This is a genomic window from Metabacillus rhizolycopersici (assembly GCF_020075705.1).
The window spans coordinates 1-22,233 of record NZ_JAIQUM010000064.1; the positions used below are offsets into that span (position 1 = coordinate 1).

Below are 22,233 nucleotides of genomic sequence, written 5' to 3' on the forward strand. Positions count from 1 at the left end.
CTCTAAGCTTGAGTGAATCACAAAGAGGCGAAGGTGGGGGATAACTGCCCGTAAAAGCTAAGGTAAGTCTCGCTATCCATCAGTGGGGGATAAGGAAAACCCCCACTGATGGAAGTCTCGCTTTATGTTTGTCCTATTAAACTGTTATATTTTGTTCCTCGTCTTTAGAGACATACACTAGACATCAGGTGGAATAGTATGAATAACTCAGTAACCTTATTATGCAACAAATGAAAATGCCATTGGTATCACAATAGTATCAACTGCTTGCCTATTCTTATCAAAGCCTCTTACGTAAAGGACTAATTTGCAATATTATTGAATCAACAATGAGGAAGAAACAAACGAAGAGTCTTAAGTTTGAACAATTATCCCAATATCATGGAGCCATGCGGATACGTTCTCAGTGCTGTTTTGACGTTACATCGCATTCTTACATATAAATTTTTTCATTTTACGTTGCCCTGTATTAAGTACATATATTATTAACTCTGCTCGGACAACCACTGGAATAGTTCAAGGGACGGGTCATCGTCCACATAACTTTCATTGTCGTAAATCTTAATAAAATGAGGGCTTCGCCCAATCTGTACCCGGTTCGCCCACTCCAAGACTGGTTTGATGATATTTAGCACTTTTTTCTTCGATAATATCCATTATTAATTGAGTTACTGCTTGACGGGTAACTTGTGCACCTTTAAAAGGTTCTCCTTTTTGGGTAATCAAATATTTAGTATTTCCTCCTTGGTTGTAGAGCCAAGTTAACCTTAATAGTGTATAATCCAGATTAGAGTTCTCAAGCATACGTGCAGATTCAATCTGGGAACGCATTCTTGGGCTTCCACCAATCATACGTTTATTCCATTCACCAAAAGCTCCAGGTACTTCATCATAAATTCCAAGAACTGATGCCGCGATCACTCTTCTGACCCCTGCATTGTGCATTGTATCAATTATTGTTTTAGTTGATACATCATCACCCATGTCATTGATATATACAAGGTCTACATCTTTCATAGCATCGATCAGTTTATCTTTGTCTTTAAAATCTCCATCAAAAATAACTTCCCTGCTATCATAAATGGTAGTTAAACGCTTTAGACCGTTTCTTGCATAAAGAACGATAGAATGGTCAGTTTTATTACGTAATTCATTTGTTAACATACTTGATATTTGGCCTGCTGCACCTAAAATCAAAATTTTCATATAGTACCTACTCCTCGCATAATAATTTTGTTCATTTGGACGTAATCGTTGCTGTTTGGGTCTTGAATTTCATAGCCTACAAAAACATCATCCACGTTCACTTGATAACGAACGGGTAATCCCAAGTAAGGCGACAGTGATGAAGAGCGCGACTGCAACCGCAGCAGTACCAATCCAGCAAATCGCAAGTATCGATGAACCATCCACGGCGATTCCCCCGATACCAGCGCCTGCTGCAAAGCCAAGTTGCACAAATGTGCTGTTAAGACTAAGCATTATACCCGACGCTTTAGGAGCGATCGACAGTAGGTTGAAGTTCTGGGTCGGTCCGAACATCCAAGCACCAATCGCCCAAATCATGAGTAACGAAATGACGACAACAGCATAACCAGAGAAGGTAGACACCAATCCAAGACTTAGGGCTTGTACCACCATGCTGCCAATGAGTATCCGAATAGTACCAATCCGATCCGCTAGGAAGCCACCAAGTTTGGATCCGAACAAGCTCGCTATGCCCAATGCGAAGAGAATAACGCTAACTCCCCCTCCACTTATTGAAATGGTAGAGGTTAGGAAGGGAGCAATATACGTATTGACCACTGAGTAGCCGGTAAATACGAACAACGACACACCAAGGGCGAAAGTGATTTTAGGATTCTTTAACATCGCGAGTTGCTCTCCCAGCGGGATAGGTGCTTCACTTTTCATAGATGGGATTGTTTTTGCAATAGCGATGAATCCCAGAACGGTGAAGATTCCAATGCCCCAAAAAATCACCTTCCAGTCATATGCGGAAGCAATTACACGTCCGATGGGTACACCGAGAACAAGGGAAACACTATAGCCTAATGCGATATTTGACATTGCTCCAGCCTGTCGTCCAGGAAGTGCCAAATCAGCTGCAGTGGAATATGAGGTGACGACGAAGATACCCGTTCCGACTCCGAGTATAATCCGTGAAACCATCAGAAATTCGAAGCCTGGAAGAGCAAGTGTCGAAACGATTCCGAGAAATATTATGGCTAGAGCCAGTAACAGCTGGTTTCGCCGATCAATCTTTGCAGTCGCAACCATGAAAACGGGTGTCCCAATTGCGTTAGCGAGTGCGAATACCGTGATAAGCTGTCCTGCCGCTGATACCGGTACGCCGACGGAAGCTGCCACCTGATCTAGAATTCCTGAAATGACAAATTGTGACGTACCAACTAAGAAGCTGATAAGACTTAGCATGTAAATTTTCCATATGTTATTCATGGTGCTCACTCTCTCCTCTATCGGATAATTTGAAAGTTTCGCGAACATAATAATAAATTATTGATCAAACTTCCGACTTCCTAATTATGCAACAAATGAAATCATACTTGGTATCACAATCGTATCAAATGATTGCATAATCCTCTCACAACCATTTACGCAGTAAGAGAATTAGCTTTATAATGGGACCATCACGGAAAAAGATAACAAAGGAGGATTTTATGTTTGAACAATTATATAGACAAAGAGTTGAGCTTACAAAAATTATAGAGAGTCACACAGGTTCGGACGGAACTCAAATGACTTCAATACCGTCTTTATTTTTCTCCCGTTATTCTAATGAAACTGGACCAAATTACGGAGTTCACAAGCCTTCCTTATGTATTGTCGTTCAAGGGATGAAGGAGGTATTGCTTTCACAGGAACGCTTCAGGTACGGTCCAGCCGATTACCTTGTTGCATCCGTTAACCTGCCAATTACCGGACAAGTCACTGAAGCCTCTTCCGAAGTTCCTTATCTGGCTCTCAAACTTGAATTCACACCGAGTGAAATATTAGAGGTGTTACGTGAATTCCAAATGGGAGTTGACAAGAAGGAGAATGCTAAACGAGGTATGTATGTCAGCAAAATAGATCAATCTTTACTTGACGCGGTAACGAGATTAGCTCGTTTGCTAGATACTCCGAAAGACATCAAGGTACTTGCTCCTCTAATCATGAAAGAAATCATCTATAGGGTTCTGCAAGGAGAACATGGTGGTATGCTAAAACAAATAGCAATAGACGGAAGTTCTACCCATCAAATTAGTGACGTGATTGAACATATCATGAATAACTATGAAAAGTCTTTTAAGATTGAGGAGCTTGCGGAAATAGCAAACATGAGTGTTTCTTCGCTTCATAGGCACTTTAAAGAGGTTACTGCGATGAGTCCAATCCAATTCCAAAAACAACTAAGACTTCAAGAAGCTAGAAGCCTGTTGCTATCTGAGTCATCGGATGCAGCAGACGTTGCCTTCCGTGTAGGCTATGAGAGTCCATCACAATTCAGCCGTGAATATTCGCGCATGTTTGGTTTACCACCAAAAGAAGATATAAAGGTTCTGAGGGAGCAATATGAACAAAGGGTAAAAGCTTAATTTCCCTTCGCGTGGGTTCATTCTATGTATCAATTATAGCGGCACATATACTTTAAATAATGGCTGTGTTATAGCTTATTGTTGATTTTTGACCACTTTGTTGATTGAGAAGCGGAAGGCGTGAGACTCCTGCGGGAGAAGCGTGTCAAAAGGAGACCCCACAGGCGTAGCCGAGGAGGCTCCGGGACCGCCCGCGGAAAGCGAACGCCTGTAGCGGAAATCAACAACCAAGTTTAACAGAGCCTAAATAATATAAAAAAGTGCATTAATCTAATCCCGGATTAATGCACTTTTTCATTCTGCAATTTACCTTCTTTGTACGCTATAGCTTTATCCTTCTTCTGAACAAATTTCAGAGCATAATGAGTCCCACTAATATATATTCCCATGATAGATAGATGATCTATTAAAAATCCTATTGAGGACTTATCAATGTTCCAACCAAATGGATTATAGACCGTTAACTTGTAAAACATCTCTCTCTCAAAAGAAGCCTGTACACCATAAACAACAATCAACACCGCTAAGACACGAAGCACAATTGTGCGGATACGGTTGGTGCTAGTAATTCCCGTCATCTTTCGTACTGAATTGATAATTGTTCCCCAGGACATTCCTATATGCACAGCCATGAAGATAAATCCCCAATATGAAGTCATAACATGTATCTGTAATAGAATCATGTCACTGTTTATAGGAATAAAGGCAAAGATGTCACGGGAAATTGGCACAGAACTTAGCATCACAACAGCCATAGATACGAGAAAAAGTATATTGACCGCAATGCTCAGAATACGTCTTACATTGTGCTTTCCTTTAAAAATAGTCTTATACCATTTTCGATTTAAAAAATTATGAGTAATAAACAACAAAAACAATATAACTCCTACCAGTTCATGGATTGTATTTCCGGTAATCTGGTAAGCCATTGCTACTAACATCAGAACTGTCATAGAAAGATCAATAACCAGCCTAATTAACATATTTCGTTTCAATAAGTTCTCCTCTTTCTAATTTCTAATTTAATTAATAATGGGTAAGTTTTCGGTCGTGACCTACTTATTAAATCGATTTCCGTTCAAATGCTCAATCCTATGTCGCTTTATTAAAATGAATCATTAAAAGTACCTTTTGGATGATCCCAGCTTTTTCTTCATCTTCCATTAAGCTATTTCCAAGCAAATTATCCTGTGAGTCCTCTTTTACCACCCAGTGATCGGTGGGGATACCTGTGATTTGGGATTCTGTACTGCTTTCCTTTGCTCCTGTAAAATTTTCAAGATCATAACTCTTCATTTCATCCAACGTGTTAACATATTCATCCCGTTCTTGATTCGCATGGCAGGTAAAGCAGCGACCGATATCTTCTTCATAATCCAACGACCTATCAGCATTGAATTCCTGGTATTGCCAATCTCCGTTACGTGGTGTCCCTTGCGGTGTTTGATCTCCCCAACCAGTGCGCTTTTCCATCACAAAGATTTCATCAAGCTCTTCATCCTTATATATTTCGAGAGTGATGACAGTGCCATCAGGAAATGGCTGCCCGTTTTGCACTGCTTCTATTGCTTCTCGGCTCGTGTAGAGTTCCTCTCTGACATTTCCTCGATGGACTGTCGTGTAGTTCACACCCTTATCATAGTTCTCTGGGAATTTGACAAGTTCACGGTCATACCCAGATGGCTCCTTCTGTGATATGTCACCAGATAGCTCCTGTTGGGTACTCCCATTTGTGTCATTATTGGTGTTGCAAGCCGTAAGAGTGAGGGACATCAACAATGCAAGAGACGGAGACAATAGTTTTTTCATATTTTTTCCTCCTCGTAATTAATCGTATTTGTATTGGCTTGATTGAGTCAAAATTGTATAAAATTCTAAGATGCGGTGCTGATCTTTGTGGTAATAAATACTGATTTCCATAAGTAATGACTATTATAATTTGGGACTTGCTATATTTCTTTCAAATCAAGTGTACTCTGATTAGAACTTTGGATTTAATTTTTCAACAGAATAATAGTTTTAAAAAAAGTAGAGGCTCTTTTATTATGCAGCAAACGAAAAAACGACCGATAACCTATTTCTCTCAAATGGTTGCCTAATCCTACAACAATAAATAAGTTTTCTATATTAGTTTCCGAAAAAAATCATCTCAATTTGAAATATATAATAAAAACAAGAAGAAAAATAAACCGCTTACAATATTGTAACTTCAACGTTACTTCTTATACACAAGGAGGACTTACCTTAGGAGCCCATTGGTCTTGAAGTTTATTCCCACTCCAATGGAGACACTCCTTGTTATTTCCACAAAAAGAACATACATTCTACAAATTAAAGAAAATTTTAGATTCTTAAGCGCAAGAGCCTCGTTATGATAACGAGGCTCTTGCGCTTTTGTTATTTGTTTATATCCATTTATTTCTTAATAATGGGTTTATTTAATACAACTTCTACTCCTTACTTTACGAGCACTTGTAATACGGTTCACTGAACAAAACATAATAACAGTATTGATTTTGAACAGAATGTATTCATTTTATAAAACCCCTCTTATGGAATCTAGCTGTTATGTCCAAACTCACTGTTTATAATAAATAAAAATACGTCTAAATGTCTTTCATTAAATTTTCGTTAGCACAATACCAACTAGTGCAGATATAACCCCGACGACTTGATACAATTTAAGCCTTTCTTTATATAGCCAACAGCTACTGAGAACGACAACTAAACAACTTAAACTAACAATTGGGAATACAATACTTGCGACACCTGTATCAAGCGCAAAAAAGTAGCTGCTATACCCTACAACACTAAAACATCCAATAATTGAACCAAATTTCAGTTCTGTACGCTGCCACTTCTCCTTCATAATAAAGCTATTAATGATTAAATAAGCAGCACCGCCACCATACATACAAATAAGCGTATTGATTGAATCAATATGTAAATGCGAAGACGTCTTCATAAGCACACCGAGTACACCAAATGATACAACAGATAATAAAACACGGTACATCCACGGCTTATAATTCATTTTAATACCTTTACCTGGTACATATTGGATGACAGCTGCTGAAGCAAGCATAACAACAATGCCAATCCATTGAATGAGTGTAATGTGCTCGTGGAAAATAAGTGCCGCACTTAGTATTGGAATAACCGTATTTGTGCTAATAAGCGGCGACGTTAAACTCGCAGGTCCTTTTTCGAATGCCTTTGACATTTGAATGTTACCGTTCGCATTCAATATTCCGATGATCGCACCTAGTACAATCGTTAATCCATTAAAGGATGCAAACCCTGCAACTATTCCATAAACGCACATTAATAAAAACGCGATAAAATAAAAGAAAAACTGCATATGGACCTTTGATAGTCCTTTTCCTGTAGTGACCTTAAAAATCATATTATTGATTCCAAAGCAAAACATCGTCAATACTGCTGCTACAATCCACACTTAAAACCCTTCTCTCCCATTGATAGAGTTATTTTAATATAAATTGCTAGGATTTCAAATGATTTTTATCATTGAAAATAAAAACTTGTTATGAAATGGGCAGCTTACAGCTATTAAACAGGAAATTTTGCTATAAGATAATTTATCAAGGCAAAGATGCGGATAACCCTATTGCTTTAGAATTAAAAAATATTGGTAGATTCTTTAATGGGTTACGGGCAGAGAAATTGAAATCCTTGGGACAGTCGTTTTTCTATTTAATAAAATGGAAAAACTTAAGAAATATTTCTACTTTTTAGCCCGATTTATAGATCCACTCGATTAATATTTCAGCTACTCTAGGATGATTTAAATACCCATATAATTTATGGGGGTTACAATGCCCCTTACTGTCTACCCAGAATGTGTAAATTTGTTGTATATCCTTTATACTTCGAATAAGATCTCTGTCGATCATCTGGTGAAAGTCATCATTCAAACTCCCATCGTGTGAAATAAAATCATCCTGAGCACTAACGTTTACCCAATCAACTATATTTTTTGGATACATACCATCATTTGGTTCATTAGAATCATACAAACTTTCTTTTACAGCTGGCTCTCCTAATGGACATCCTAAAGTTAACCACAGCCCTACTTTTTTGTTCCATAGTTCTTTATATTCACTCATACGGGAAAACTTCCATAAAACATCATAAGCCAGAATACAACCCATACTATGAGAAATAAGTACAATATCATCCTTTTCTAATAATGCTTTCTTTAAAGTGGGTTGTAATCGTTCTCGAATTTCCGATGAAATAACTCGACTATTTATGTATCCCCCTAAGTCAGGTAAAACCCGGTTTATGACTCTCCTATTAATACCAAATACGTTTAGAATAGGACTAACAGCTCTCGCTATATCATCTCCAAATTTTATAATTTCGTTTTTTTCGATTAACGCTTGATAATCACTCTTAGTATGACTATTTAGAGGTCTGCTCAAAAGTTTCTCTAATTGTTTAGTATCTCTTCCATCCGGGACATACCAATTATCACCAATGGATGTCATTCTTTTCGTTAATTCAGGATTCTTATCAACGAGTATCCTATTTAATATGTCTCCATAATAAATTAAGCTAACCTTTACCTCATTATTTTCTAATGCATAAGCTGCATTATTATCTAATCTTCTTATACCTTCGATAAGAGAAGCTCTAACCATTTTCTCTTTTATATGAAATCGAGGTTTTATTGACCTTCCATGAATAATAATCATATGTTTCCTCAAATTCATCATCCTTTACATACCCCAATATTGTCTCTCCTCTCTATCTTGTATTATCCTAACAATATATATTTATGTATAAATAAAAACACTACAATTGCATCTCAAAATATTTCCAATTTGAAGTTAAACTACATATTAGTTTACATAACTTATTGGTCACATCGTGGTCACACACTATAAAAAACTACTGGGAACTACAGTTCATTTAAATATTAATAATCTCCTTAAAACCGTGCTATCAAGGTATTTGGGGACACTTTAGAAAACTATAGGTAAATGTACTCCCCACCTTGACAGCGTAGAGGTCAAGGGTTTGAGCCCAGATACAATTCAAACAAACTTTTGGTCTTATGCCTATTCGAACTCTGGACACACTATTTCACCCGCTCCAATTTACCTGTAACTCATTGTGTTGTTGAATAATCTCATTCATACGATTAATAAGGATTTCAGCTTCTGTTCGGTATGGTTCTTGCCACCGCTCCCACTGATAAGTATTCTGTTCTGCTTTTCACCTCAATCTTCAAATTGAAAAAACAACATGTGTAAATGTTTCATGTTGGTTAACGAACTCTGTTTTTTCTTCCTTTTCCTTACCTTAAAACTGGGGCTTATTATTTTTAATCCTCATTGATTAATGACAGGTAAGCACACGATTTTATGCACACCATTTTTTTGTATGAATTATCTATGTGATCATAAAAAAAACGTTCCTTACAATGTGTGTAAGAAACGTTTTTTACTCTTAATCAGACACCGGTACTCGAGGTCAAACCGATTGCTTTAACATTTTTTAAAATAGGCTCTTTAGATCCTATTAAAGTCCCTCCATTCCCTTGGTAAAAGTCCTTGATATTTCTGAGTAAGAAAACGATCGTCAACTAGTACAATCACTCCTGTATCTGTCTCAGACCTGATTAATCGGCCTCCTGCTTGTAACACCTTATTCATTCCAGGGAAGGTATATGCGTAATCATATCCGTTTTTTCCTGTTGCTTGAAAATAATCTTTCATAATATTTCGTTCGAGGCAAAGCTGTGGTAGGCCTACTCCGACAACGATGACACCATTCAGCCTATTCCCCTTTAAGTCAACACCTTCAGAGAAAATACCGCCTAATACAGCAAAACCAATAAATGGTTCCGTATTTTCTTCTTTAAACTCATGTAAAAATTGTTCCCGTTCCTTCTCATCGAGCCTGTTCGTTTGAATGATGGTGCGGATTTCCGGACAGCTTGCGGTAAAGTCTTCATATACACTTTTCATATAGTGATAGGAAGGAAAGAATATCAGATAGTTTCCGCTTCGTTCTCTCAAAAGCTTTGAGAGCATGTCAATGATATGCTTTTTTGTATGGTCTCTGTCATGGTACCTGGTCGATAATGGTTGAAGGAAGACCTCTGTTTGTTCTTTTGCAAATGGTGAAGGTATCGAAATGGTATAATCCTCTGATGTACCACCCAGCATATCCAAAAAATATTGAAGTGGTGATAGTGTGGCAGAAAAATAGACAGTAGTTCGAAACTTTTTACGAATTTGCTGCAGCTGATGAGAAGGATCCAAGCAGAACATTTTGATATGAACTTCATTTTTCTCTGTTTCCACATATGTCACATACCGCTCATCATAGAGCTTTGATATTCGAACAAAGCCCGTAGCGGCAAAATATGTATCTAATAGAGATTGGTCGACTGATGTTGTTGGCTGCAATAATTCGATCTCAGCGTTGCGTACAAATTCTTCGAGCATGTTGATTAGGTCCGCATCTATTTCCTTCCACACAAGATGCCCTTTCTCGGAACACTTTTTCTTCATTTCAATAAAATATTTATTTATATTATGAACAGATTCGTACAAATCGGACCCTTTATATGCACGTTTTAATGTAAGAAAATCTGACTTTTGTAATTGGGCTGAAAACATCTCTCGGGCTCGGTCAACGAGATTATGAGCTTCATCGATTAATAAGGCAGATTGTCTTTTATGGTCATCAAAAAATCGCTTTAGTGACACTTTCGGGTCAAATATATAGTTGTAATCACAAATAATCGCATCTGCCACAAATGCTAAGTCTAAGGAAAATTCAAATGGACAAAGCGTATGCTTTCTCGCATATTCCTCGATTGTCTGCCGATTAATAAAGGTTTCATGAGAGAAAACATCTAAAACAGCCCCATTTATGCGATCGTAATAGCCATTCGCAAACTCGCAATACTCCTTCTGACAAAGGGTTTCTTCTTTAAAACAGACTTTATCCTTTGCCGTAAGTGTAACAGCGCTCATACACAAACCTTTCTTTTTCATAAGTGAAAAAGCCTCTTCAGCGGTTTGTCTTGTGATTGTTTTTGCCGTTAAATAAAACATTCGTTCCAGCTTAACTTCTCCCATCGCCTTCACGGTCGGGAATATAGTCGAAATGGTTTTTCCAATACCAGTAGGTGCATTTGCAAAAATATTTTTTTCCTCTGCTATCGTTTTATAAATGGCACCTGCGAACTTACGTTGCCCCTCTCGATATGATGCAAATGGAAATGATAACTTTTTAATGCTATGATCTCTTCTTATTCGATGGTTTTGCATGAGAGAAGCATAGGGAAAATAGTGCTTTACTAGCTCGTTTACAAACTGTTCGAGGTCCTGAAAAGTAAAATGTCTTTGAAATTTTTTTTGCTCTTCTGTAACAGCATGTATGTAAGTTAATTGAACAATCATTTCTTTCTGTTCATGATCTTTTGCATACATATAGGCATACACCTTTGCCTGTGCCCAATGTACAGGGTATGTCTCCTCCTCTATTTCACTCAAGTCTTTTGAGGTTGACTTAATTTCATCAATAAGGATTTCATTATCACGAAAAAGCACCCCATCACATCGACCTTCAATCATGAACATCATCTTTTCATATTCAATTTCCGTTTTAAGAAAAACTTCCTTTTGATCTGTTTCTTGATACGTACTTTGTATGGCCTTATGGGCTTTTGTCCCTTCCGTAAGGGTTGCATGAGTCCGAAATCGATTATCAATACTTCCACTTCGATACACATATTCAACTAATGTACGGACAGAGAGCTTTATTTCGGGTAGCATGTCATCACCTAATAGTTAAAATCGATTAGTTCTATCGTACAAGGTATAACAGAAATTTACAAAGATAAAGTTGGCTAGTTAGGGAATAAAAAAGGAGAAGAAGGTTGGCCCATGCATCTGGTTTACTGTCGACTGTACTGGATGCTCACACTTTGTTATGATAATCCCCTCCATTACATTCCGTTTTTATGATATATAAGCAATTTCATAAGTAACACTCGTATAAACACACACTTAATGCTTTAAAACTCTAACAAAGCAGCTGTATTCCATCAAGTTTAAAACCAGCTAAATTAGTAAGAGAGTAATTGACGGAACTCTTTAATCTGTGCAAAAATTACTTTAAATAATTATTTAAGGATAGTGATAATCAAAATGCTTTATATATGGGACATCGAGAAGATAATTAAAGAAACACTAAATGAGCAGAATCTAAATATTAATTACGAATTTAACAATAATCTACCTGTACCTATGAGTTTTAACGTATCAACAAATACGATCAAATTTAATTATCTTCAAGTTAACGGGTATATAGGTAATTTTAAATTCAGAGAGACTGATGAAAACTTTGTTAAAATTATTCTTTATCATGTGATTGGTTATTATTTAGATTTTAAGAAAAACAAACATGATTTAAGAATTCTAATGTATGGAGACGAAGAAGAAAAGGAACTGCTTAAATCTGAAATAGAAGCGAATGCTTGGGAATATGGACGAACATTGGTACCTGTAAAATTATTAGATTCCTATGATAAAGTCCGTGAATTAGATAAGATGCTACTAAAAACCTATAAATAAGCTATTCAATCAGGGAAACAGTTCAAGCAATTATGCTTCGACATTGTATCTCGTAACGGTGGAAAAGTTATAGATTTTAATACGCCTCAATACCCAGCAAATTTTTATTATGCTCAAGTCGAGAGTTTAGGTAATCGGTACTATATACTGCTGAATGAACATTATCCTTATCTTGCTTTTGCATCAGCCGTTGAATTTGGAAACATTAAATTCATCGACAACCCTGTTCTTTATGAACAACTTTCTCCTTTCTATCGAGTAATCGGTACAGTAGAACTAAACGTACCTTTTAATCAAAATCTGGTAAAGAAAACAGAATTAAATAGTGCTGAATTGGAACAACTTGCTTACTGGAAGCCTGAAACGGTAGGGCAAATAATCTTCAACTATTGGGATTGACCAATTAGGAACTCCACAAAAAAATGGAGTTCCGATATTTTATTTAAAAATCAACATTTGAATTTAACATAGCCAAAACCCCATCCAATTCCTTCTTAACCGATCCACTATCCATTACATTTAGGGGTACCTTTTGCACAGACGAGTTAGCTGCAAAAGCGAAATTACTATTATTCATTCCATAAAGCAATACATGAAAGCCGCCTCTGACCTCATTCATAACAAATGGTACGGTTCACCGCGCCAATATAAACCAGCGTTATTTTAAAAAATTCCGTTTTTTAAATAATAACGATCATTTAGGAAAACCTAGTTTAAAAAGAGAAGACAGGAGTACGAAAAATGGAAGAAAGCCAATACACAAATGACCAGACTTTTTGCATGAGTGAATACGATGTTTTAAAACGTGTAATCCTGTGTCAACCACAATATATGACAATCCGTGAAGTCATTAATGAAACTCAGGAGCATTTTAAAAATGAAGGTATCCATATAGAACGTGCCCTCGAGCAGCATGGCGAATTCGTCAAAACGCTAAAGAATAATGGCATTGAGGTTATTTTATTGCCTTATCATAAAAAATATCCTGAACAGGTATTTACTCGTGATATTGGATTTACACTAGGGCAAACAATTTTTGTTGCTAATATGGCTACGGATGTTCGGGCAGGGGAGGAAAATGTTCTTAAACAATGGCTAGAGGATGAAGATATCTCTTATTATAATTTAGAGGGAGAAATAATTGAAGGCGGAGATGTTGTGATTGACCAGGAAACAATTTACGTGGGGCTAAGCAATCGAACGAACCAAAAAGCTGCTGAACAATTACAACTTCTTTTGAACCAATTCAATGTCATTCCCATCTCATTTAAAGATAAATACCTGCATTTGGATTGTGTATTTAACGTCGTTTCACCTGAAGTGGCCCTGATTTACCCAAATGCCTTAACGAAAAAAGACATTGAGCTTTTCTCTTCACGCTATGAATTAATTGAAGTTTCGGAAGAAGAACAATTTCAATTAGGCACAAATGTATTAAATATTGGCAACAAAAAAGTATTAAGTCTGCCGGTCAATGAAAAGGTAAACAAACAGCTTCGTAACCGAGGATTTCAAGTTATTGAAGTGGATATCACAGAAATCATTAAATCTGGCGGCTCCTTCCGCTGTTGTACCCTTCCCATCTTACGAGAAACGTAAAAAAAGACCAAATAAACAAACCACAATCTCATACAGGGTGAGGTTGTTTATTTGGTCATGTGATACAAAATAACCTTTTACATTTTAGTATAAAAACCACCCTTTTTTATGGTACGGTTCATCGAAACTAATATTAAACTGGATTACTTCATTATCCTTCGATCGTCTATCTTTATTGGTAAAATAAACACACTTTCGAACATCATTTTTTACTATTGCTTTACACGTTGGTGTCGTTAAAAAACATGACGAACTGAACTAGAACTGTATGAATCTCCATTCTCTAAAAACTGGAAATAAAATATCATAGTATTCAAATAGATCCAAAAAAAAGAGTTGTGCCCTCCCTTTTTAGTAGGTGTTTTTGTTATAATTAATTCATTATCGTTTCTTTTAATAGCTAATCTTCTAAAAACCCCCTCAATAGTGGGGAGGATCAACCTCTTTTAAAGGACTTTATCTACTATCTTCTGCAGTATACTATTGGTTATATATCTTAAATGATGAATGAGCATGGTAATTTTAAAAAATAATCACAAGCAGCATAATAAATTATAAGATTTTACAATGCATTCATACATATTAAGAGGCTTGGTCAGACATATTCCTTCAGCGAAAAGAGATTTAGATCCAGAAAATACATAACTCCTATCATACCGTATTAGTCTATTATTTTATCATTTTTGTAAGCGTTTACTTTAATCGTGAAATTTATAAGATAAACCCCATAAGGTAGAAAGGGTGGTTAAAAATGTTAAATGAATCGACAATACACGAGTATATATCAAACCTTAATAAAGCCTCAACTCATGAAGAAAAACTAAATCGATGTACGAAAGGATTACTCGAATTATTTCCTATCCAGGAAGCACATTTATTTAGATATTCACCACTTGGAAACATCGCTGAAGGAATTCTTAAAATCGATTCATCAGGTTTACACTATATTGGACACGTGAGAGATGACCTGCGAAACTTACCACCTATTTATAGCTCCTTACGAAAAAGGAGAGCCATGTATATTTCGAACGAAGAGTTTTTCGAAAAATATGGTAGTAAATATACGAACCCTAATGAAAAGAATGATCACATCATCATACCGATTTGCTTTAGTTCAACTCCAGTCGGCTACTTTATTGGACGTGAATTACCTAAAAATTTTACTTGCGACGAAAAGCTTTTATCGATTATTACTTTATATGGAAAATTAGTCGGGAAAATAATTGAGAGCAACAAGGAAGGGCAATCAATTGGCAAACTAAGCAAACGAGAAAGCGAAGTCATGCAACGAATTTCATGCGGCGAGAGTATAAAGGAAATGACAAAATCCATGGGGATTAGTGAATATACAGTAAAGGATTACATTAAATCTGCCATCAAAAAGCTAGAAGTAAATAACCGAGTCGAGGCAGTAGCGGAATTACTTCGAAGAGGTTCTATTTCATAATGCATCTTCATGAATTAAATGTTCATAATCTAAATAACCTGTAATCCAACTATTATGGGATTACAGGTTATTTATCATGTTTGGACTACACCTAAATGTTGTTAAAAACTAACTGAAATACTTTACTATTAGCTGTTTTCGCAAACTTTGTTGCTCTTTAACAAGTATTGGAAATGGTTGATTGTAACGAGAGGATGCTCGCTTTCCGTGGGGTGGACGGTGAGCCTCCTCGGCGCTAGCGTCTGCATGAGTCTCGCATATCCGTTCCAATCTACCTAAATCGTTTTTGTTCCAAGAACCTATTTAAAAGCAATAATCTTTTAGAAAAGATCCTAACGATTTTTTGTTTGGAATGTTTATCTGACCTCTGAAACAGGTGTTAAGTGATGGATTTTTACCTTCCTTTCAATAAAACGCCATTTACCTGTTCGATTACTGAATTTATCATAATAAGTACCTGCTACTATTGAAGGTACACCTTCCTTATTAATTGCAGTTGCATCAACATCTGAAATGGATGTTGCTTCCCCATTCTTACGATCAAAAGAAATAACGATATTTACCGTATAATGATGTGTTTGTGGAATATCCCTCCAACTAATCTGCAGCCTTTCTAAAATCTCCTCTTTATTTTGACAACTTCCTTGTGGATCACCCAAATCCCAGATAGCATTCTCTTCCCAAATATCCATAAATATTTCTATATCTCGTTTATCGTACCCATGATTATAGTTTGCGATCACCTCTTTAATTTGGTCACGAGCTTCTAATTCATTGATCCTTTCTTCCAATGTTTTTGGCATGAAATACCCTCCTATTTAAATGCTACCTGTCACTGGTCTATATGATAAGTGACAGGGCATTTTATTATTTTTGTAAACCTCAACCCATTATGAATCTTTCATTTGGATTAACTTGGAAACCTTTAAAGGACCAAGTTAACATTTCAGGCTTTTTTTAATGTGGATTGTAAAGAGAATCCTTCATATCCCTTGGACGCAACATCGCTGCATTTTTCACGGTACGGTCCAACCCCACCAAGATATATGAGGAATCGTTGTGGCTTACCAGGGACATTCGCCCCTGTATACCAAGAATCAGTCTTCGTAAAGAGAGTGGCTTCAGCAACTTCACGACAATGCTTGCTCCATTCCTCTTCAGCTTCTTCTTTCGCCTCAAGGGTATCAATGTCATTTTTTTGAAGATATTCGATACAATCTGATATCCATTCAACATGTTGTTCAATCGAAGTAGGTACATTACTTAATACAGAAGGACTCTCAGGACCTGTGATCATAAACATATTAGGAAAACCAGAAGTTGCAATTCCTAGATATGTTTTGGTTTGCTCACCATTCTCCCATTTTTCTCTAAGTGTCAACCCATCTTTTCCACGAATATCAATTTTAAATAGCGATCCTGTCATCGCGTCATAACCTGTAGCAAAAATAATTATGTCCAGTTCGTACTCCCCATCGGTTGTTCGAATCCCTTTTGGTGTAATCTCAACAATTGGATTTGCCTTAACATCTACCAAACTAACATTTTCTCGATTATAGGTTTCATAATAATTAGTATCCTGTATCGGCCGTTTCGTACCATAAAAATAGGTTGGTGATAATTTCTCTGCCACTTCTGGATCGTGGACGATCTCTCTAATTTTTTGACGGATAAATTCTGCCAACGTTTCATTAGCTTCTTCGTTAATTGTTAAATCTTGATAGGTTTCAAGAAAAAAACTACTAACCGCACCTTTTTGCCAAGCCGCCTCGTACAACTTCTCTCGCTCTTCTGGAGTATCATCTAATGCCGTAGGTCTAGCTTCCACATCATTAGGGAAACCACCAAAGGAATATCGTCTTTTTCGCTTAAACTCACTGAAGTTGTCTTTCACTTGTTTTAAATATTCTGGGTCATATGCATGGTTCCTTGAAGGTACACTGTATTGTGGTGTTCGTTGGAAAACAGTAAGGTGGTCTACCTCTGGGGCAATCGCTGGAATAACTTGAATACCAGTGGACCCAGTACCTATTACTCCAACTCGTTTCCCCTTGAAGCATATATTTTCCTTTGGCCAGTTTCCAGTGTGGTACCACTTTCCTTCAAAGCTATCTATACCTTTAAACGAAGGAATATTAGCTGCAGAAAGGCAACCCACTCCTGAAATAAAGTACATAGCACTTAGTGTACTTCCTTCATCGATTTGAATATTCCACCTATTATCCTCCTCGTTATAATAAGCCGCAGTAATACGAGTATTGAGCTGAATATCGCGACGCAAATCAAATTTATCAGCCATGTAGTTAAGGTACTCCAATATTTCCGACTGCTTGGAAAACTTTTCAGACCAATTCCATTCCTTGAAAAGTTCCTCAGAGAAAGTAAAGTTATAATCTATACTTTCATTGTCACAACGGGCTCCAGGGTAACGATTTTTATGCCATACCCCACCTACACCATCAGCTGCTTCGAAAACACGCGTACTAAAACCCGCTTCCCGTAAGCGGTAAAGCATGTACAAACCTGAAAAACCTGCTCCTACGACAACAGCGTCTATTTTAATGACCTCATTTTTTTGATTTGTCATTCTTGATTATTCCTCCCTTAAATTAATAGTTAAAAAATACTAATTGTTCTCACACATAGGGAAGCTCTTTGAAGACATTCGATCTATTAAACTTTAGAAACTTAGTAGATCCGTAAGATAAAGCTAAATAGTAGGAATTAAGCATTTTTAATCGTTTGATTGGTTTCAGTCAAAAACTGAGCAATCTTAGAAATAGTACCTTTAATCCTCTCTGGAAAGACAGCCATGTTTGTAAAATAGCCATGAACTAATCCCGATTCACAAATCGCGTCAACGATGACACCCGCATCCTTTAAACGTTTTGCATAAGCTAACCCTTCATCCCTTAAGACATCACATTCAGCTGTGATGACTAAAGCTTGTGGGAGATTGCTTACGTCTTCTGCTAATAAAGGTGCTACATATTTGTTTTTTTGATCTGATTCGTCTCTGATATAATGGTTACCAAACCATACCATTAGATCTTTATCTAACCCAAAACCTTGTTGAAATTCTTCATAAGAAGCTGTATTATAGCCCAAGTTTGTCACTGGGTAGATGAGCACCTGTGCTGAAATTTGTGGTCCATTTTGATCCAGAGCCATCATAGAGACAACTGTTGCAAGATTTCCTCCAGCGCTATCTCCTCCTACTACAATCTTGAAAGCGCTACCATTTAACGACACAGCATTTTCATATACCCACTCTAAAGCCGCATATGAATCTTGTAATGGAATTGGAAACTTATATTCCGGAGAAAGTCGATAATCAACCGAAACGACGATATGACCTGTTCGATTTGCGATCATTCTACAGCTTGCATCAGAAATCTCAATATCTCCTAAAACCCATCCACCTCCATGATAGTAAACAAAAAGTGGAAAAGGACCTTCACCTTCTGGAGTATAAATTCTAATGCTAATCTCCTCATCCTTACTCACAGGAATGAAACGGTTCTCAATCTTTGCGAGTGGTGCCAACTCCACCTCAACTGGAGGAGCCTGGGCAAACATTTCTCTTACTGTTTTCGGATCCATCGATTGAATAGCAGGCATCTGATTAAAAATCTCTAAATATGATTTTGCTTCTGGACCTAAATTAGGCAATGAAACCACCCTTTCGTTTTCATTTAAACACTAATTGCTATATTCATCGTACACTTTTCTGAATCATTAAAAAATTCCCATTTTAGTGTAGGTTCATCCCCTTTAAAGGGGATAATTTGAAAAGAAAAAGGGATAAATCTTAAACAAAAAAAGAGGGAATATGCATCCCCCTTGTTTCCTATAAATCATATACAGACCTATCCCATTTCTCTGAACATAGGCAAAGCTTACAACGTATTCAATTAAAGAATATAATCTAGGAATCTTAAGCTGTTTGATGCATTTAAAGGGAAAACCTCAGTTGCTTTTATAAGCATCTATTCTCCAGGTAAATATTTTTCAACAAGATCTGACCATTTTGAAGATATATCCATATAGTTAGAGATAACTTTAACAAAACCCTGGCTTTTTTAGCTAAATTTAAACACCAGAAGTAATAAATAACTTTTCTATATTAGTTTTTGAAATATTAATCTCAAATTGATATTTGTTTCATCTCAATTTGAGATATATAATAAAAACAAGAAAATAAAGAGAACGCTTACAAAGTTGTAACTTCAACGTTACTTCTTATACATAAGGAGGACTTACCTATGAGCCAATTAGCAAGAGAATCCAAAGTGAAAGATTTATTAAAAAAACAAAAGTTCAATCAAAAAGAAATTTCCGCAATGACAGATCCACAGATTGAATATTATCACTGGCTCTATTTTGAAGATTCTGTTTACGATTATATGTAAGATGAAAATAAATTGATAATAATAAAGCCTAAAGCCTTTGTCCGACTACAAAGGCTTTATTGTATTTTTGAATGATACTGCTGGTCGGAATCGAATTGGAGTATATATTGAGTTTTCATATTTGAATTGGGATCCTTGAGAAGTAGTTGGATTTGTTTGTTGAATTCATTTACTTTGTTACTAAAAAAGCCTTTTCACTTATTGTAGAAACGCCCCCGTTTTATTGTCAATATTATTATTCATCCACAGGCTGTCCGCATTAGCATAAAACGAGTAATAAGCACATATCCATTTTAAGTATTGTTTTGATATTGTACTGGACTCATATCTTTTATTTTGCCTTAGTAGAAAATTATATGGGTAACCCTTCTTCCCTTACTGATATATTTATAGGTCGAGATTTGGAACATATCGTTTCATTTTATTGATTTCATTATCGAATTCATAAACCCAGCTGCCTTCGTCCACTTGTTTTATCTCTTCTTCAGTGGTTAATTTGTTTCTTCACGCGTTTCTTCTTAACATTTCCAAGGGGGATTTCTAACTTCGCCTGTTTTTAACTTTCCTCTTTTTTCAAAGTCCTTATAATGGATGATCTCAGAGAGAATCTTACATTCATCTGCTTTTTCAAACTCTACTCTGGCTTCACCCTTATTGTCATACTCAAACATTTTTATGCTGTCTTGTAAAAAAATGAATTAGCTGTTTCATGTATAATCTGGCTGTATGTATCAAGTATGTAAAAACAGATTCGTAACGTACCTCTCTTTACAGATTCTCTGTTTGTTATCTTAAAACTTCCTCCGATGAAAACATATTATAGAACTTAATTTCTTTCCTCCTCCAATACATTTTCATCTATAACCCTACCTTTTTAGCGACAATTGAACCTATTCAATAAACAGATTAAAAGCAATTGTAATCAGCCAGCCAAGAACAAGAGTAACCAATAGATATGTACCAATATATAATAAAATCTCTATCATAATTCCTCCTCGTATCGTTTTAACTTGGATTTTTTTTAATCAATGCAAAAATAACTTTTCACAAGGTGGTTATGATTCTTGCTGCTAAATGCTGCTCCAATAAAACGTTGTCTCTATTTGGCAGTGTCAGCTCCTTTCCTTCTAAAACAATGTCATTATAACAAGTAATTCTTAAAAATATGTCGAACCATCAGAAATTCACTTATTTGTAAATAAACTGTTAAATTCCCTTAATAAACCGCTATAAAAACTAATATTTGACTTATAGATGAAATCCTGCTTTTCCTATGATATCTAAAGAATTAGCAAGACACCTTTCATAGAGTTCTAGCTTCTATATTGGTTACCTGTAAAAAATTACATAACGTACCAAAGATATTTAATTGGGTATTTCACTAATTTTGTTTTCGTAAGAATGTATGCTGCAGGTTAATCGCCTCCTTTCTAACACCCCCAAATAAAAAATCCCCTACTCAGCAGCAGGGAATTTCATCTCACTTCACCATCTATTTAACACAGTAATACCTGGCGTCTTAAACTCGGCCATGTCGTAAAGGATGTCAGCAGCTTCTTCTAAACCGACTGTTTTTGTTATCATTTTATCAGGCTGTATCATGCCGCTTTCCACCATTCGCATCATATCTGGAAATCGGGAAACAGGCATATTGGAAGACCCGATTACCTCTAGTTCTTTTACGACAATGAGATCAATCGGCAATTCAACCTTTCCTTTTTCATCCTTTGAGGTAAGACCTAATTGAAGATGTCTTCCTCTTTTTCTTAAGGAATTAATGGCATTTTGGCAAGTTATCGCGATTCCTAATGCGTCAACGGCAACATGTGCGCCACCATTTGTAATCGTCATAATTTCTTGAACAGCATCTTTTTCTTTACTATTAATCGTGATGTCTGCCCCAAATTCTTTTGCTAGTGTTAGTGCTTCGTCATTAATATCAACGGCAATGACTTTTGCACCAATCGCTTTTGCAATATGAGCAAGTGAAAGACCTAGCCCTCCGCTTCCATGGATCGCAACCCATTCACCTGGTTTTACTTTCGCTTGGTCTACTAAGCCATGAAATGCTGTCATAAATCTGCATCCAAGCGCTGCACCTGCTTCAAAGCTTACGCTTTCCGGTAAGTGAACGGCATTTCGATCAGCATCAGGAACGTTCACATATCTTCCATAGCCACCCCAATAAGTAGTACCTGCTACACTGCCATGGTCACAAATATTAGAATGTCCTGTTAAACAATACTCACACGTTCCTTCTCCATGAGCATGTGGAACAACAACTCGGTCTCCTTTTTTAAATTTTGTTACTTGACTTCCTACTTCCTCCACTACCCCGGAAAATTCATGACCAAATACGTGTGGTAACTGTACCTGTAAACCGATCCAGTCCCAATCTCCCATCATAAAATGCCAGTCACTTCTACAAATCCCATTTGCCTCAACACGAATCACAACTCCTGTATCTGTTAACATTGGTCTTGAAACCTCTTGAACTTCCATCTTTTTACCAAATTCAGTTAATACAAGCGCTTTCATATTATTCCTCCTCAAAGTTA

The 22,233-nt window shown here is 36.5% G+C and carries 16 protein-coding genes; 5 read left to right on the forward strand and 11 right to left on the reverse strand.

Annotated elements, in window-relative coordinates:
* Window positions 1-561: 561 nt before the first annotated feature.
* The gene (locus K9V48_RS21120; RefSeq protein ID WP_224141122.1) at window positions 562-1,206 is read right to left on the reverse strand and encodes an NAD(P)H-binding protein; all 645 of its coding nucleotides are present in this window, start codon (window positions 1,204-1,206) and stop codon (window positions 562-564) included.
* Between the two features lie 87 nt (window positions 1,207-1,293).
* Window positions 1,294-2,460 carry an MFS transporter gene (locus K9V48_RS21125; RefSeq protein ID WP_224141123.1) on the reverse strand — a complete coding sequence of 389 codons (1,167 nt, stop codon included), beginning with the start codon at window positions 2,458-2,460 and terminating at the stop codon, window positions 1,294-1,296.
* A gap of 221 nt (window positions 2,461-2,681) precedes the next feature.
* On the opposite strand from K9V48_RS21125, the gene K9V48_RS21130 reads away from it, so the two are divergent.
* Window positions 2,682-3,599: an AraC family transcriptional regulator gene (locus K9V48_RS21130; RefSeq protein ID WP_224141124.1), complete on the forward strand. Its 918-nt coding sequence runs from the start codon at window positions 2,682-2,684 to the stop codon at window positions 3,597-3,599.
* Window positions 3,600-3,880: 281 nt separating this feature from the next.
* On the opposite strand, the gene K9V48_RS21135 is transcribed toward K9V48_RS21130, so the two are convergent.
* From K9V48_RS21135 to K9V48_RS21155, 5 genes are all read right to left on the reverse strand, one after another.
* Window positions 3,881-4,594, reverse strand: coding sequence for a DUF4405 domain-containing protein (locus tag K9V48_RS21135; protein ID WP_224141125.1), 714 nt, complete (start codon window positions 4,592-4,594; stop codon window positions 3,881-3,883).
* Window positions 4,595-4,691: 97 nt separating this feature from the next.
* A complete protein-coding gene (locus K9V48_RS21140) occupies window positions 4,692-5,408 on the reverse strand; it encodes a cytochrome P460 family protein (protein ID WP_224141126.1) in 717 nt (238 codons plus the stop codon).
* A gap of 811 nt (window positions 5,409-6,219) precedes the next feature.
* Window positions 6,220-7,056, reverse strand: coding sequence for a DMT family transporter (locus K9V48_RS29490; protein ID WP_224141127.1), 837 nt, complete (start codon window positions 7,054-7,056; stop codon window positions 6,220-6,222).
* A 295-nt stretch (window positions 7,057-7,351) separates the two neighbouring features.
* Window positions 7,352-8,317, reverse strand: coding sequence for a hypothetical protein (locus K9V48_RS21150; RefSeq protein WP_224141128.1), 966 nt, complete (start codon window positions 8,315-8,317; stop codon window positions 7,352-7,354).
* A gap of 819 nt (window positions 8,318-9,136) precedes the next feature.
* Window positions 9,137-11,416, reverse strand: coding sequence for an ATP-dependent DNA helicase (locus K9V48_RS21155; protein WP_224141129.1), 2,280 nt, complete (start codon window positions 11,414-11,416; stop codon window positions 9,137-9,139).
* Window positions 11,417-11,791: 375 nt separating this feature from the next.
* Between K9V48_RS21155 and K9V48_RS21160 the strand changes: the two genes are divergently transcribed.
* The 3 genes from K9V48_RS21160 (at window position 11,792) to K9V48_RS21170 (ending at window position 15,263) form a co-directional block, all read left to right on the forward strand.
* Entirely contained in the window at window positions 11,792-12,217 is a 426-nt protein-coding gene (locus K9V48_RS21160) for a hypothetical protein (RefSeq protein WP_224141130.1), read from the forward strand.
* Between the two features lie 741 nt (window positions 12,218-12,958).
* Window positions 12,959-13,816: a dimethylarginine dimethylaminohydrolase family protein gene (locus K9V48_RS21165; RefSeq protein ID WP_224141131.1), complete on the forward strand. Its 858-nt coding sequence runs from the start codon at window positions 12,959-12,961 to the stop codon at window positions 13,814-13,816.
* Window positions 13,817-14,567: 751 nt separating this feature from the next.
* Complete coding sequence (locus K9V48_RS21170; protein ID WP_224141132.1) at window positions 14,568-15,263, forward strand: helix-turn-helix transcriptional regulator; 696 nt, start codon at window positions 14,568-14,570, stop codon at window positions 15,261-15,263.
* 356 nt (window positions 15,264-15,619) lie between these two features.
* Here K9V48_RS21170 and K9V48_RS21175 read toward each other — a convergent pair whose 3' ends face one another.
* The 3 genes from K9V48_RS21175 to lipP1 all read right to left on the reverse strand — a co-directional run bounded on the left by K9V48_RS21175 (window position 15,620) and on the right by lipP1 (window position 18,935).
* Window positions 15,620-16,066: a nuclear transport factor 2 family protein gene (locus tag K9V48_RS21175; RefSeq protein ID WP_224141133.1), complete on the reverse strand. Its 447-nt coding sequence runs from the start codon at window positions 16,064-16,066 to the stop codon at window positions 15,620-15,622.
* Window positions 16,067-16,209: 143 nt separating this feature from the next.
* Window positions 16,210-17,850, reverse strand: a complete 1,641-nt coding sequence (locus tag K9V48_RS21180; RefSeq protein WP_224141134.1) for a flavin-containing monooxygenase — start codon at window positions 17,848-17,850, stop codon at window positions 16,210-16,212.
* A 137-nt stretch (window positions 17,851-17,987) separates the two neighbouring features.
* Window positions 17,988-18,935 carry a LipP1 family hormone-sensitive lipase gene (lipP1, locus tag K9V48_RS21185; RefSeq protein ID WP_224141135.1) on the reverse strand — a complete coding sequence of 316 codons (948 nt, stop codon included), beginning with the start codon at window positions 18,933-18,935 and terminating at the stop codon, window positions 17,988-17,990.
* Window positions 18,936-19,528: 593 nt separating this feature from the next.
* Here lipP1 and K9V48_RS21190 point away from each other — a divergent pair.
* Window positions 19,529-19,675 (forward strand): BH0509 family protein, encoded by a 147-nt coding sequence (locus K9V48_RS21190; protein ID WP_224141136.1) that lies wholly within the window; start codon window positions 19,529-19,531, stop codon window positions 19,673-19,675.
* Window positions 19,676-21,160: 1,485 nt separating this feature from the next.
* Here K9V48_RS21190 and K9V48_RS21195 read toward each other — a convergent pair.
* Complete coding sequence (locus K9V48_RS21195) at window positions 21,161-22,213, reverse strand: zinc-dependent alcohol dehydrogenase family protein (RefSeq protein ID WP_224141137.1); 1,053 nt, start codon at window positions 22,211-22,213, stop codon at window positions 21,161-21,163.
* Window positions 22,214-22,233 lie beyond the last annotated feature (20 nt).

Excerpts from the sequence above, each read along its gene's own strand:
- K9V48_RS21175 (WP_224141133.1), bottom strand. The coding sequence starts at position 16,066 with ATGCCAAAAACATTGGAAGAAAGGATCAATGAATTAGAAGCTCGTGAC.
- K9V48_RS21170 (WP_224141132.1), top strand. The coding sequence starts at position 14,568 with ATGTTAAATGAATCGACAATACACGAGTATATATCAAACCTTAATAAA.
- K9V48_RS21155 (WP_224141129.1), bottom strand. The coding sequence starts at position 11,416 with ATGCTACCCGAAATAAAGCTCTCTGTCCGTACATTAGTTGAATATGTG.
- K9V48_RS21190 (WP_224141136.1), top strand. The coding sequence starts at position 19,529 with ATGAGCCAATTAGCAAGAGAATCCAAAGTGAAAGATTTATTAAAAAAA.
- K9V48_RS21150 (WP_224141128.1), bottom strand. The coding sequence starts at position 8,317 with ATGATTATTATTCATGGAAGGTCAATAAAACCTCGATTTCATATAAAA.
- K9V48_RS21165 (WP_224141131.1), top strand. The coding sequence starts at position 12,959 with ATGGAAGAAAGCCAATACACAAATGACCAGACTTTTTGCATGAGTGAA.
- K9V48_RS21120 (WP_224141122.1), bottom strand. The coding sequence starts at position 1,206 with ATGAAAATTTTGATTTTAGGTGCAGCAGGCCAAATATCAAGTATGTTA.
- K9V48_RS21140 (WP_224141126.1), bottom strand. The coding sequence starts at position 5,408 with ATGAAAAAACTATTGTCTCCGTCTCTTGCATTGTTGATGTCCCTCACT.
- K9V48_RS21180 (WP_224141134.1), bottom strand. The coding sequence starts at position 17,850 with ATGACAAATCAAAAAAATGAGGTCATTAAAATAGACGCTGTTGTCGTA.
- K9V48_RS21195 (WP_224141137.1), bottom strand. The coding sequence starts at position 22,213 with ATGAAAGCGCTTGTATTAACTGAATTTGGTAAAAAGATGGAAGTTCAA.
- K9V48_RS21130 (WP_224141124.1), top strand. The coding sequence starts at position 2,682 with ATGTTTGAACAATTATATAGACAAAGAGTTGAGCTTACAAAAATTATA.
- K9V48_RS21160 (WP_224141130.1), top strand. The coding sequence starts at position 11,792 with ATGCTTTATATATGGGACATCGAGAAGATAATTAAAGAAACACTAAAT.
- K9V48_RS21125 (WP_224141123.1), bottom strand. The coding sequence starts at position 2,460 with ATGAATAACATATGGAAAATTTACATGCTAAGTCTTATCAGCTTCTTA.